Raw genomic sequence first — 13,944 nt, 5'->3', positions numbered from 1 at the left:
AATGAGGATTTTGGGTAAAAGCTATTTAATTGTTGATTGCGGTTGGATAAAATTCATTTACAACTTTTAACTCTGTTCTAAAAGTCATCATTTTATTTCCAAATTTTTGAAAACTTTCTGCTCTTAATTCATCTGCATTTAATTTGTAATATTCATCTAAATCTTCTCTTGAGCTTGCTGTGAATTGTATGGAATATGTTTTGCCTCCCATTTCTTCTTCAACCAATACTTCTGTAAGTTTTGCAGATGAAAATTTGCCTGTATCTAAAACTTTAGAAATATGATTTTCAATCCATATTAACCATTCATCGTGTGCATTGTCGTCAATATTTATTGTTACGTTGTATATGTACATTTTTTTTGGTGTTTGTTTTTAGTTGGTGGTCTATAGAAAAATAACTAAAAACCAATTAATTATATGTTGTCTCCTCTTAATTTTCTGTATTTTTTTCTGGCTTCTACCAAGTAAATACTAGAAGGGTGCTCAAATATTATTTTTTGATAGTACTCTTTAGCTTTTTCAGTTTCATTTAAAGAGTTGTATAGTTCTGCCATTTCGTAATAAACATCATCTGTTAAAAATCCTTGATTGTCTGCGGCTATAATTTTTGCGAAATTTAAAATTGCTTCTTCGTATTTTTGTTGTTTTATTTTCAGTTTTGCAATTTTAAAGTATACATTATTTGTAATCGGAACAAAACCACCATTTAATTGTTTTAAGGTTTCGTTTTCTAAGATGGAGTTTAATACGGCTATGGCTTCATTATCTTTATTTTGATACGCCAGTAATTCTGCATTTGCATACTCTTTTAAACCTGATGGAATAGAATCTAAGGGTTCATTATCTGAAATTATTAAGAACAAATTTACAGCATCATTAGCAATAAGCTGTGTTGTGGAACCTTTTAGTACTTTAAGTTGTGCTTTTGCCCAAGTAAAATCGCCTTTAAAGTAACTAGTTTGAGCAACTTTAAAACGAGCTTCTTGTGCTAGTTCGTGATTTTTTAATTGTGTTTGAATTTGAGAAAAATAAATCAATGCTTTGTTAAACTTTCCTGTAAAAACTAAAATATCGCCAAGTTTTAATTTAATTCTTGCTTGATCAAATTTAGAACTGGAATAGTTTATTGCTTCTTCTAAAACCTGTTTTGCTTTTTCAGGTTTATTTTCTACAAAAGTTAAAAAATCAGCATATTCTACCTGTATTTTTATAGTTGAAGAGTTTTTACCAAACTCATTAAAAAGTGATTGAAATAGCGTTTCTGTATCTGGGTTTTTTGTGGCTACAGCTATTTTAGCAATGTATAAATTAGCATCTATTTTTTCATCTTTGTTGGTTGAGTTTTCTTTTATAAAGTTGAAACATTGCGTAGCTGCATCAAAATTATTGTTATTGAAAGCAATTTTTCCTAAGGTAAATATTTCTGATAATTCTACAGGATTTCTTTGGTACAAAGCTTTTTCTTGTATAAAGGCTTTTGTATAGTCTTTTTGTTGTGCAAACAACCAACTTAGCAGCATGTTCCAAGTGTCTTTTGGGTTGCTTATAGATTTTTTTAATAATGTTTTTCTGAATAAAATATTGGCTTCGTTTTCTGAATCGTCAGTAATATATTTGCTCGAATATCTTTGAACAAGACTAAAGTATTGTTCATTTTTATCAACTAAATCTATGTAAGCTTCAAACATTTGTTTGTAGTCTCCTTTTTCACCATAAATTTGTGCTATTTGAAAGTTATAATTTGCATTTTTATTTTTTTCCATCGCTTTTTGGTAAGCCAAAATAGCGTAATCTAAAAGACTATAATCTTTAAAAAGACGTCCAATAACACCACCATAAGCAGCATTTTTTTCCAAAGAATTTATAGCCAAATCATAATTAATTTTTGCTTTTTCTTCTTCTTGTTGTCGAGCATAATTATAACCTAAATAAACGTATAAGTAAACTTGTGAGTTGTTTGACTTGATACGTGATTTTAATAAATTTTCTGCCTCTTGAAACTGATTTGTTTCTTGGTAACATGATATTAAACGACCCAAATATGTAGTATTAAAAGGTGTTTGAGTATATAGCTTTTTAAAAAGCTGGGTTGCTTTTTCATACTCACCTTCTCTATAATAATTTTCCGCAAGTAAATAATCGTTTTGCGGTGTGTTTTGAGCAAAACTAAAAGTACTGATTGTGAATAAAATAAGAAAAAAAAGATTTTTCATAGATGTAAATATAAACAACAAAATTGTTAATTTTTTATTAAACCAATACCTTTTTAAAGCTTCCTTTGTAACATTTTGGCACGAAACTTGTCTTTAGAGTATATAACCAATTAAATTAACTATTATGAAAACTTTTACACAACAATACGAAATTGCTAAAAACAACTCAATAGAGTTTATGAAAAAGGGTCAAATATCTGCGTATTTAAATTCTCTTGTAGAAATGAATAAATACAAAAGATTAATGGTTGCAGTGGTTTCTAATTAGTCTACAGTTTTTATTCTTCGGGAGGCAGTCATTTTCTGACTGCAAACAGATACTTAAAATTACGATTGCATTCAACCGCAAACAAACTGAATGATTCCTGCCAACTGACGACTGCTTACTAATTTAGTCAATAATAGAAAATCCACAATAAGGCACTAAAACTTCTGGTATTTTAATTCCGTTTTCAGTTTGATAATTTTCTAAAATTCCTGCTAAAACTCTTGGTAATGCTAATGAACTACCATTTAAGGTATGTGCTAATTCGCTTTTTCCATCTTTATTTTTAAAACGAAGTTTTAACCTGTTCGCTTGAAAAGTTTCAAAATTTGAAGCTGAACTAATTTCTAACCATCTGTCTTGCGCTGTAGAAAACAATTCAAAATCAAATGTTAAAGCAGCTGTAAAACCTGTATCTCCACCACATAATCTTAAAATTCTGTAAGGTAATTTTAATTCTCTTAAAATGTTTTTGATATGTTCTACCATATCATTTAAAGCGTTGTAAGAGTTTTCTGGGTGCTCAATTCTTACAATTTCTACTTTGTCAAATTGATGTAACCTGTTTAAACCACGAACATGAGCACCATAACTACCAGCTTCACGTCTAAAGCAAGGTGTATATCCAGTTGCTGTTATTGGAAAATCTGTTTCTTGTATTAAATTATCTCGAAACATATTTGTAATAGGCACTTCTGCAGTTGGTATTAAATACAAATCATCTTCATTTGAATGATACATTTGTCCGTCTTTATCTGGTAATTGACCAGTTGCAGTTGCAGATGCAGCATTTACCAAATGTGGAACTTGATACTCTTTATAACCAGCCGCAATATTTTTGTCTAAAAAATAGTTGATTAATGCACGTTGTAACCTTGCTCCTTTTCCTTTGTAAACAGGAAAACCAGCACCTGTAATTTTGTTACCTAATTCAAAATCAATAATATCATATTTTTTTGCTAATTCCCAGTGAGGTAAAGCATTTTCACCTAAATTAGGAATTGTACCTTCGCTAAAAATTTTTTCATTATCTTCTTCAGAGTTTCCTGCTTTTACAGAAGTATGAGGAATATTAGGAATTTGGTATAATAATTTTTGAAGATCGTCAGCAAAACCGTTTAAAGTTTCTGACAATTCTTTAGATTGCTCTTTTAACTGACTTGTTTTTTCTTTTAAAATGTTGGCTTTTTGCACTTCTCCAGACTTAAAAAGGCCACCAATTTCTTTAGATAATTTATTAGATTCTGCTAAAACATCGTCTAAAGTAACTTGTGTAGCTCTTCTGTTTTCATCTGCAGTTAAAACTTGATTTATAATGCTTTCTGCATTTGCAAAATTTCGTTTTGCCAAACCCTCTAAAACGGTTTGCTTGTTTTCTCTAATAAATTGTACTTGTAACATTTTGTTCTGTATATATGTGGCAAATATACAGTAAGCTTAAGAATTTACCAATGTAGAATTAAAGATTGTTTTTTATGTAGTTTCTTGCAATTTCTTCATCTTTTTTTAGTTGATAAACTAAAGATTTTACAGAATCGAATTTATGTTCATCTCTTAAAAAATAAATTAATTTTATAGTGAGTTTTTTACCATACAAATCTTTATTAAAATCAAAAAAATGGACTTCTATTGTTTGATGATTTCCGTTTAAAGTAGGTCTGTTTCCGATATTCATCATACCGTAAACAGTATTTTTATCAATCAAAGATTTAACAATGTAAACACCTGTTTTTGGTATTAATTTGTAATCTTCTTCAATGTTTATATTTGCAGTTGGATACCCAATTTTACCACCCAATTTTTTTCCATTTACAACAGTTCCATTCAGCATAAAATTGTATCCTAAATAATTGTTAGCAGTTTTTAAATTACCGCTTACCAAAGCACGCCTTATTTTGGTAGAACTTACAGAAACATCGTTTATATCTTGTGCAGGAATTTCTTCTACTTTAAAATCGTATAAGTGGCTATATTCTGTAAGTTGTTGGATGTTACCCTCACGATTTTTTCCAAAATGATGGTCGTAACCGATAATTAGTTTTGAAATATTAAATTGATTCACTAAAATATCTCTCACAAATTCCAATGCGGTCATTCTAGAAAAATCTCTACTAAAAGGATGGATAATTAAATAATCTAATCCGGTTTTTTTTAACAGTTTTTCACGTTCATTAATTGTATTAATTAATTCTATTGATGTGTCTTTTTGCAAAACCATTCTTGGATGAGGAAAAAAAGTAAGTAAAACAGATTTTTTACCAGCTGTTTTTGCTTCTGAAACTAATTTTTCTAATATTTTTTGATGCCCAAAATGAACTCCATCAAAAGTACCAATGGTAACAAATGTTTTTTCTTCCGTTAAAAAATTGGATATATTAATAATAGTTTTCAAAAAAAATAACTTTTCTAAGCACAAATGTACAACACTAATTGGTTATTTTTTAACGAAAAGAATGGATTATTTATATGAGATTATGATAAATAGGAGTGCTTTTTTTGTTAAAATGATAAAATAATTAACCAATTAATTAATAATTCAAAAAAAATTGTATTTTGCATATAGTTAACAAATTAATTCAAATTATGATAAAAAAGATTTTACTACTCGTTTGTATCGCTTTTAGTAGCATTGCTATGGTGGCTCAAACCACTGTAACAGGTACAGTTAAAGATGCGAATACAGGAGATTTACTTCCAGGAGCAAACATTAAAATTTCTAATAAAGCTGTGGGTACAACAACAGATTTTGATGGAGAGTTTGTATTAAAAGTGTCAGAAACACCACCTTTTACAATTGAAGTTTCAATGTTGGGATACAAAACCGAAAAAATTGAAATTACCAAAAACAATCAAAAAGTAGAAGCTAATTTAACAGAAAATGAAACTTCTCTTGACGAGATAGTTGTTTCCGCTTCTAGAACTCCAGAACGTATTATGGAGTCTCCAGTTACAGTAGAAAGAATGGATGCTAGAGCAATTAAAAATACAACAGCACCATCTTTTTATGATGGTTTAGAAAATTTAAAAGGTGTAGATGTAAATGCAAACAGTTTAACATTTAAATCTGTAAATACAAGAGGTTTTGCAACTTTTGCAAACACACGTTTTATGCAATTAGTTGATGGTATGGACAACTCATCACCAGCGCTAAACTTTGCAATTGGTAACTTATTAGGAATGTCTGAATTAGACGTTAATACAGTAGAACTTTTACCAGGAGCATCTTCAGCATTATATGGAGCAAATGCTTTTAACGGTATTATGTTTATGACAAGTAGAAGTCCATTTAATGATCAAGGAATTAGTTTTTCTTACAAGTATGGTATTACGAGTCAAGATGCAGCAGGAGACAACAACTTTCATGATGTAAGTATTAGAATGGCGTATGCTTTTTCTGAAAAATTTGCAGCAAAAGCAACACTTTCTTATTTAAAAGGTACAGAATGGTTTGCTACAGATTATAGAAACACAAGAAATGGAGAATATGCAGTTGGAGACAGATCTGTAAATGATTATGATGGGTTAAATGTTTATGGTGACGAGGTTGCTGTAGATTTAGGCGGTGCTGTAGGTAGAGTTAGTAGAACAGGGTACGAAGAAAGAGATTTAATGAAAGATTATGAAGCTAAAAGTGTTAAATTAAACACAGCTTTACATTATAGGCCTTTTGGAGACGACAGGTTAGAATTAATTTTTAATTCTAAGTTTGGTGTTGGTAATACCATTTATCAAGGAGCAAATAGATATAATATTAGAGACTTTTATTTAGCACAGCAAAAATTAGAGTTAAGAGGTAAAAACTTTTTTGTTAGAGGATATGTTACTACAGAAGATGCAGGTAATTCTTACGACTCGCGTTTTGCAGCAATTAATATTAATAGAAGATGGAAATCTGATCAAGATTGGTTTACACAATATGCAGGAACTTATTTAGTAACAGGTTCTCACGTAGCAGCAAGAGCAGCAGCTGATACAGGTCGTTTAATTCCTGGAACACCAGCTTATCAAGCTGCCTTCGATGAAGTTACTGCAGACCCAAGTTTGGTTACAGGTTCTAGATTTCAGGATCAAACAAAATTATATCACTCAGATGTAAACTATAATTTTCAAGAATTAATAGATTGGGCAGAGTTTCAAATAGGTGGTTCTTACAGACTTTATTCTTTGAACTCTAACGGAAGTATTTTTACAGACTTTGATGGTCCTATAGATTATGATGAATATGGTGTTTACACTCAAATGCAAAAGAAGTTTTTAGAAGATGATCGTTTGAAGTTTACAGCTTCTGTTCGTTATGACAAAGCACAAAATTTTGATGGTAATTTTTCACCAAGAGTATCTTTGGCTTATGCAGCTGGAGAAAATAAAAACGATAACTTCAGAGCGTCTTTTCAAAAAGGATTTAGAAACCCAACAACACAAGACCAATACATTGGTTTAGATGCGGGTGCAGCGATTTTAGTAGGTTCTGCTCCAGACAATTTAGATAGATACACATCTTCTCCTTTAAACGTAAGTACTGCAGGTCAGCCATTTGTTGGTGGACCAACAACTACGTTATCTGGTAGATTGGCTTACGAGAATTCTTTCTCTGCAACTTCTGTTCAAAATGGTACTCCAACAGCATCAAACTCGCCTTTAGTAAAACCTGAAGAAGTTACGGCTTTTGAATTAGGTTATAGAGGTTTAGTTACTGCAGGAGAATCTAGAATTACTATTGATTTAAGTGGATACTACAACATTTACAATGATTTTATTTCTGGTAAAAACGTATTAGTACCTTTTTATGGAACTGTAGGTGACAATAGCTTATCTCTTTTAGCATTACAAAATGGAGATTTCAAAGCATTTCAAACATATACAAACACAACTGCAGATATTACTTCTTACGGAGCTTCAATAGGTTTAAACACAAAGGTTTTAAACGGATTTGATTTAGGTGTAAATTATACGTACGCTAAATTTGATTTTGATCAAGCATCAGATCCAGATTTTGAAGCTGGTTTTAATACACCAGAACACAAAGTAAAATTACAATTTGGTCATACCAATTTATTTGAAAACTTTGGGTTTAACATCAACGCAAGATGGCAAAATGAATTTTTATGGGAATCAACTTTCTTAGACGCTACAGTAGACGCAAGAACAGTAATAGATGCTCAAATTAATTATACAATACCTTCTTTAAAATCTGTAATTAAATTAGGAGGAGCAAATTTAACAGGACAAGAATATTTTAGTGCACCAGGAGTAGGCGCTATTGGTTCTCAATACTACCTTTCTTGGACAATTAATAACTAATAAAAAATAAGATATTTTATGAAAAATTATAAATATATAGGTTTACTTTTAATATCAATAGGTCTTGCATCTTGTGATGTAAATAATGAATTAGATCCAATTGAAGGAGAAGTACAACCACAAGTAAGTGTAAATGCAAATAATTTAGACTTTTCTAAATACGTTGCGGTAGGAGCTTCCTTTACAGGAGGTTTCACAGATGGAGCTTTGTTTATCAAAGCACAAGAAAACTCTTTTCCAAAAACATTAGCCACTAAATTTAAATTAGCTGGAGGTGGAGAGTTTAACCAACCATTAATGTCAGATAATATTGGAGGTTTTGTAGTAGGAGGTATTGCTGCACAACCACCAAGATTATACTTTAATGGAGTAGGACCAACAAGATTAATGGCTTTGCCAAAAACAATTTTAGGAGCTAGGGCTTCTGGAACTTCTTTTAATAATTTTGGAATTCCTGGAGCAAAAAGTTTTCATTTAACTTTTCCTGGTTATGCTACTTTAAACCCATATTTTGGTAGAATGGCTTCTAGTGTAGGAGCAACAGTTTTAGGTGATGCAATGGCGCAAAACCCAACTTTTTTTACTTTGAGTGAAGTTGGTGGTAATGACGTTTTAAGTTTTGCAACTTCAGGTGGTTCTGGTGTAGACCAATCACCATCTGCAGGAAACCCAACAGGTAACTTAGATCCTTCTACTTATGGAGGTAATGATATTACAAATCCTTTAGTGTTTGACAATGTATTTAGAGGAATGGTTACAGCAATGACCTCTGGAGGAGCAAAAGGAGTAATTGCTACAGTTCCAGACATTACGTTACTACCATATTTTACAACAGTACCTTTTAATCCAGTTCCTTTAGACGCAGCAACAGCAACAGCTGTAAATGCAGCTTATGCTCAATATAATGGAGGAATTCAGCAAGCTTTTGGAGCTTTGGTTGCAGGAGGAGCAATGACTCAGGCTGCTGCAGACGCTGAAGTAGCAAAAAGAACAATTTCTTTTGCTGCAGGTCAAAATGCAGTTGTAATTGTAGATGAAGATTTAACAGATTTAGGCGCTATAAATCCTGCATTTGCAGCATTACCTCAATTAAGACAAACAACAGCAGACGATTTATTAGTTTTACCAAGTTCTTCATTTATAGGAACTTTAGCAGATCCAAGCAATCCTGCAACTGTAAATGGTGTTGGTGTACCTCTTGCAGATCAATGGGTATTAACATCTACAGAATTGGCAAGTGTACAAGCAGCTACAGAAGCATACAATGCCACAATTACTGATGTAGCAAGTTCCAATGATAATGTTGCTTTAATAGACTTAAATGCAATTTTAAGAGAAGCTGCAAATGGAATTAGATTTGATAGATATACAATGACAACTAGTTTAGTTACTGGTGGTTTGGTAAGTTTAGATGGTATCCATTTAACAGGTAGAGGTTATGCTTTAATGGCAAATAGAATTTTAGGAGCTATTGATGCTAAGTTTGGTTCAAACTTTACTGTAGCTACTGATGGTTTAGCGAAAGCAGATGATTTTCCAACAAACTACTCTCCTGCTTTAAGATAATAGTATTACTTAAGATATTAGAAAAAAGGTTGAGAATTTATTTCTCAACCTTTTTTATTTACATAACTTTCTAATAAATGGTATAACTTTAAAAGTTCTTTTGGTGGGTTTTGATGATCAAATTCAGAAGATGTAAATTCATCATTTGAGGTTTTAATTGTAAAAAAAGCAATCATTGTTCCATCAGAAAATCTTTTTGTAGTAGGAGCTTTTAAAGAGTGGATTTTAGAAAGATTTATGACACTTATTTCAGCTTTTATTTTTTCAATCTCATCTTTCTCTAAATTTAATTTTTTGTTTACACTTGGTGTTTCAAAAGTTAAAATATCTTTTTCTAATTTTATATTTAAAAAGTTACCTCTGGTATGAGCATTGTATTCGATAAACAAAGGATCAATATCATTATTTTGTGCAGAACAAGAATTAGCTATTAATAGTAAGCACATTAAAATTTTATAACTGTTTTTCATGAAAATTTATATTTATAAAAATAAAAAAGACGCCTAAAAAAGACGTCTTTAATATTAAAAAATGGTGTTTTTTAGTTTCCAGCTAAAGCAGCTCTTGCTCCACCAGGATTTAAAATAGCTCTCATTCTGTTACGTTGTCCGTCTGTAAACATATACATACAAGCATCGTTTGTATAATCCATATAATTCATAGTCATATCAGGAGTTTTACAGTTTACTGTAGGAAAAGAAGGACAACCATAATTTGGTCCATCAGAACTTGGTGTATCTGCTACAAAATCATCTTGACGACATCTTCCATCACCCCAAATGTGACGTAAATTTAAATAATGTCCAACTTCATGAGTTGCAGTTCTACCTTTATTAAAAGGTGCAGAAACAAAGCCAGTTGTTCCGAAATATTGAGGAGAAATTACAACTCCATCAGTTGCTGAATTTCCACCAGGAAACTGAGCATATCCTAAAATTCCACCACCAATTTCTGCAACCCAAATATTTAAGTGTGTACTTGGAGATACTGGAGGATATGCACTTTTTACAGCATTATTAGTTCCCCAAGAAGTTCTTGCGTTACTATATCTAAAAGTATTTGCTAAAGTAAATTCTATTTCTACATCTGTTGCATCGTTTGCAAACGTAGTTCCAGAAGGTAAATTTAAATCGTTATTTGCTTTTCTAAAATCTTCATTTAAAACACTAATTTGAGAAGCAATTTGCGTATTACTAATGTTTTGATTTGCATTACTATATACAACGTGAACGTATACAGGAATGTTAATTACACCTAAACCATCATTTATTGGTGCAACATCTACATCATCACCTCCAGTACCACCATCAGAACCTCCTCCTCCTGGTTTTGTTGGTTTACCTTTAGCTGCTAAAAATTTTCTAGTTTTTAGTTCAACGTCGTACATTTTTTTGTATAAACCAGGTATTTCATTTAGTTGTCTGTTTAAGACCTCCATAGAATAACAGTTTTTGGTTTTATTCTTTCCAGCACCTTTAGATAAGTTTTGTACTTCATCAGTAAACAGATAAAAATCTGTCATGTCAACACTTGTTTGGTCTTGTTGCTCATTTGGAATGTCAGTAGAGTTTTCTTGACAACCAATAAAAACTGCAGTTACAAAAAGTAACGCTAATAATCCTTTTTTAATCATTTTAAATTGAATTTTTGGGGTTAAAAAATAAGTTAGTTTACTGTTAAAATAAGTTAAAAACTTAAGTAATTCATAGTTAATTTGTTTAAAAAATAACAAATAAATACAAAAGTGTTTAAAATTTTAGCGATACGAATATACATTTATTTTTTAAATAGTAAGTTTTTTTTGAAAAAAAATACCTCTTGAGGTTTTCAAGAGGTAAAATAGTATGTTTAAGAATTATGTTTTTTAAGAAAGCATCATAACAGCTCTTTTAACTCCATTTATTAAAATATCTATCTCTTCTTTGGTATTATAAAATGAAAAAGAAGCTCTTACGGTTCCAGGAATTTTATAAAAATCCATAATGGGTTGTGCGCAATGATGTCCTGTTCTTACAGCAATACCTAGCTTGTCTAAAATAGAACCTATGTCGTATGGATGAATTTCGCCAACATTAAAAGAAATAACCGCTGTTTTTTCTGAAGTGGTTCCGTAAATTTTTAAACCTTCAATTTTTAATAATTCTTGTGTTCCGTATTTTAAAAGTTCATCTTCGTAAGAAGCAATATTATCAAAACCAACAGCATTCATATAATCTATTGCAGCTCCAAAAGCGATTCCACCACAAATATTTGGAGTTCCAGCTTCAAATTTATGAGGTAAACCTGCGTACGTAGTTTTTTCGAAAGATACAGTAGCAATCATTTCTCCACCACCTTGATATGGAGGTAGTTTTTGTAACCATTCTTCTTTTCCATATAGCAAACCAACTCCAGTTGGTCCACAGAGTTTATGAGCAGAAGCTACATAAAAATCTACATTTAAAGCTTGTACATCTGGCTTTATATGAGGTGTTGCTTGTGCTCCATCAATTAACACTGCTGCATCAAATTTATGAGCAGCTTCTATAATTTTTTCAATAGGATTTACAGTACCTAAAGCATTAGAAACATGATTACAAAAAACCAATTTGGTTTTTTTATTTACTAATTTATAATAGGCTTCCATATCTAAAGAACCATTTTTTAACATTGGTATTACCTTTAAAACAGCGCCTGTTTTTTCACATAACATTTGCCAAGGCACAATGTTTGAATGGTGTTCTAACGCAGAAACAATAATCTCATCACCTTTTTTTAAAATTGAAGCAAAACCAGAGGCAACCATATTTATACTATGTGTTGTACCTGAAGTTAAAATAATTTCATAAGGATTTTTAGCATTGAAATGACGTTGAATTTTAATTCGTGCTTCTTCGTACTTATCAGTTGCTTCTTGACTTAAAGTGTGTACGCCTCTATGAATATTTGAATTATAATTACTGTAATAATTTACAATAGCATCAATTACTATTTGAGGAGTTTGCGAAGTTGCAGCATTATCAAAATACACCAAAGGTTTTCCGTGAACAGTTCTTTTAAGAATTGGGAAATCTTTTCTTATTTTATCAACATTAATCATATAAAATCTATTTATCTTACAAAGATAGAGGATGTAATTTTAAGTTTTCATAAACTGAAGATGATTTTCTTATTTTTACATTATTAAAACTTGTGTTGATGAAGATTTTGAAAAGAATTTTACTTTTATTAGCTGTTTTGTTAATACTTACAGTTATTTATAATTACCCGAAATTAAATATGTTGTCTGGTTATTCTGCAAAAAACATGGCTTCTTCTGTTTTTTTAGCAGAAAGAAGTTTAGAATTAACAGATACAACTGATAATAATTTTTCACCCGTAAATTTAGCAAGCGATAAAGTAGATAAAGAGAGGAAGGTTGCAATCTCATCCGCATTTGGCTTATTAACCAGAAAAGCAATTTATAGAGAAGGTTTAGGAGTTGTTTTAATGTTAGATGAAAGTGATGCAACTGCACCCTATTTAGTTCCTAAAAGAACGAAGCCTGTTAACAATACGCCTTTTCCTTACGGAAATGCACCTCAAAAAGATACTGTTTTTGCAAATGTTGATTATAAAAAATTAGAAAAAGCATTAAATTATTTGTTTGAAGAGAAAAACCAAACAAGAGCAGGAATTGTAATTTATAAAAACCAAATTATTGCAGAACGTTATGCTGATAGATTTGATAAAAACTCAAAATTATTGGGTTGGTCTATGACGAAAAGTATTACTGGAACCATATTCGGAATTTTACAATCTCAAGGGAAATTAAATGTGCAAGACAAAGCACCAATTAAAAGTTGGCAAAATGACGATAGAAAAAATATTACCATTCACAATTTGCTACAAATGAATTCTGGTTTGGCTTGGGATGAAAATTACGAAGAGATTTCTGATGCGACAAGAATGTTGTTTTTAGAGCGAAATATGGCTAAAGAACAAGAAAAAAAACAATTGGTAGGGAAACCAAACCAAACTTGGAATTATTCTTCTGGAACCACCAATTTGCTTTCAGGAATTTTAAGAAGTCAGTTTAAAACACATCAAGAATATTTAGATTTTTGGTACACAAATTTAATTGATAAAATAGGTATGAATTCTATGACTGTAGAAACCGATTTGGATGGAAATTACGTAGGTTCTTCTTATGCTTGGGCAACTGCTAGAGATTGGGCAAAATTCGGATTATTGTATTTGCGTCGAGGAAATTGGAATGGAGAACAATTGTTTAGCAACAATTGGGTAGATTATGTAACTACACCTACACCAACTTCTAACGGAATATATGGTGCACAATTTTGGTTAAATGCAGGAAAACAATTTAAAGACGTTCCAAAAAACATGTTTTTTGCAGATGGTTTTCAAGGACAAAGAGTATATATTTTGCCAAATGAAGAAATGGTAATTGTGCGTTTTGGTTTAACAGGTTTTGATGAAAATAAGTTTTTATCTGAATTGATAAAAAGTATAAATTAACATTTTTAAAATGTTAAAGGCTTTATAGTCACTATAAAAACAATAAATATGTTATAAACTTGTTAAAATTTAATATTTTTACACAAAATTATTTAGTGAAA

11 protein-coding genes are annotated in these 13,944 nt (G+C 30.8%); 4 read left to right on the top strand and 7 right to left on the bottom strand.

Annotation, left to right across the window (positions count from 1 at the left end):
• Positions 1-25: 25 nt before the first annotated feature.
• A complete protein-coding gene (locus FDT66_RS06195) occupies positions 26-355 on the bottom strand; it encodes a DUF4286 family protein (protein ID WP_138535300.1) in 330 nt (109 codons plus the stop codon).
• Positions 356-414: 59 nt separating this feature from the next.
• Positions 415-2,214, bottom strand: coding sequence for a tetratricopeptide repeat protein (locus FDT66_RS06190; protein ID WP_138535299.1), 1,800 nt, complete (start codon positions 2,212-2,214; stop codon positions 415-417).
• A gap of 124 nt (positions 2,215-2,338) precedes the next feature.
• Between FDT66_RS06190 and FDT66_RS14005 the strand changes: the two genes are divergently transcribed.
• A complete protein-coding gene (locus tag FDT66_RS14005) occupies positions 2,339-2,482 on the top strand; it encodes a hypothetical protein (protein ID WP_171032331.1) in 144 nt (47 codons plus the stop codon).
• Between the two features lie 123 nt (positions 2,483-2,605).
• Here FDT66_RS14005 and serS read toward each other — a convergent pair whose 3' ends face one another.
• Together serS and FDT66_RS06180 are read right to left on the bottom strand one after the other, a co-directional pair.
• Complete coding sequence (serS, locus tag FDT66_RS06185; protein ID WP_138535298.1) at positions 2,606-3,880, bottom strand: serine--tRNA ligase; 1,275 nt, start codon at positions 3,878-3,880, stop codon at positions 2,606-2,608.
• A 58-nt stretch (positions 3,881-3,938) separates the two neighbouring features.
• On the bottom strand, positions 3,939-4,871 hold the full coding sequence (locus FDT66_RS06180; RefSeq protein ID WP_171032330.1) for a bifunctional riboflavin kinase/FAD synthetase: 933 nt from the start codon (positions 4,869-4,871) through the stop codon (positions 3,939-3,941).
• A gap of 191 nt (positions 4,872-5,062) precedes the next feature.
• Between FDT66_RS06180 and FDT66_RS06175 the strand changes: the two genes are divergently transcribed.
• Together FDT66_RS06175 and FDT66_RS06170 are read left to right on the top strand one after the other, a co-directional pair.
• Positions 5,063-7,780, top strand: a complete 2,718-nt coding sequence (locus FDT66_RS06175) for a TonB-dependent receptor (protein ID WP_138535296.1) — start codon at positions 5,063-5,065, stop codon at positions 7,778-7,780.
• An 18-nt stretch (positions 7,781-7,798) separates the two neighbouring features.
• Positions 7,799-9,346, top strand: a complete 1,548-nt coding sequence (locus tag FDT66_RS06170; protein WP_138535295.1) for an SGNH/GDSL hydrolase family protein — start codon at positions 7,799-7,801, stop codon at positions 9,344-9,346.
• 44 nt (positions 9,347-9,390) lie between these two features.
• Here FDT66_RS06170 and FDT66_RS06165 read toward each other — a convergent pair whose 3' ends face one another.
• From FDT66_RS06165 to FDT66_RS06155, 3 genes are all read right to left on the bottom strand, one after another.
• A complete protein-coding gene (locus FDT66_RS06165; RefSeq protein WP_138535294.1) occupies positions 9,391-9,816 on the bottom strand; it encodes a hypothetical protein in 426 nt (141 codons plus the stop codon).
• 71 nt (positions 9,817-9,887) lie between these two features.
• Entirely contained in the window at positions 9,888-10,979 is a 1,092-nt protein-coding gene (locus FDT66_RS06160; protein WP_138535293.1) for a zinc metalloprotease, read from the bottom strand.
• Positions 10,980-11,210: 231 nt separating this feature from the next.
• Entirely contained in the window at positions 11,211-12,425 is a 1,215-nt protein-coding gene (locus FDT66_RS06155) for an aminotransferase class V-fold PLP-dependent enzyme (RefSeq protein WP_138535292.1), read from the bottom strand.
• Positions 12,426-12,523: 98 nt separating this feature from the next.
• Between FDT66_RS06155 and FDT66_RS06150 the strand changes: the two genes are divergently transcribed.
• On the top strand, positions 12,524-13,843 hold the full coding sequence (locus FDT66_RS06150; protein WP_138535291.1) for a serine hydrolase domain-containing protein: 1,320 nt from the start codon (positions 12,524-12,526) through the stop codon (positions 13,841-13,843).
• Positions 13,844-13,944: the final 101 nt, after the last annotated feature.

It is taken from the genome of Polaribacter aestuariivivens, assembly GCF_005885675.1.
Lineage (GTDB): Bacteria > Bacteroidota > Bacteroidia > Flavobacteriales > Flavobacteriaceae > Polaribacter > Polaribacter aestuariivivens.
Note: the sequence above shows the minus strand (reverse complement) of the source record. Positions and strands in the feature narration are given on the sequence as shown.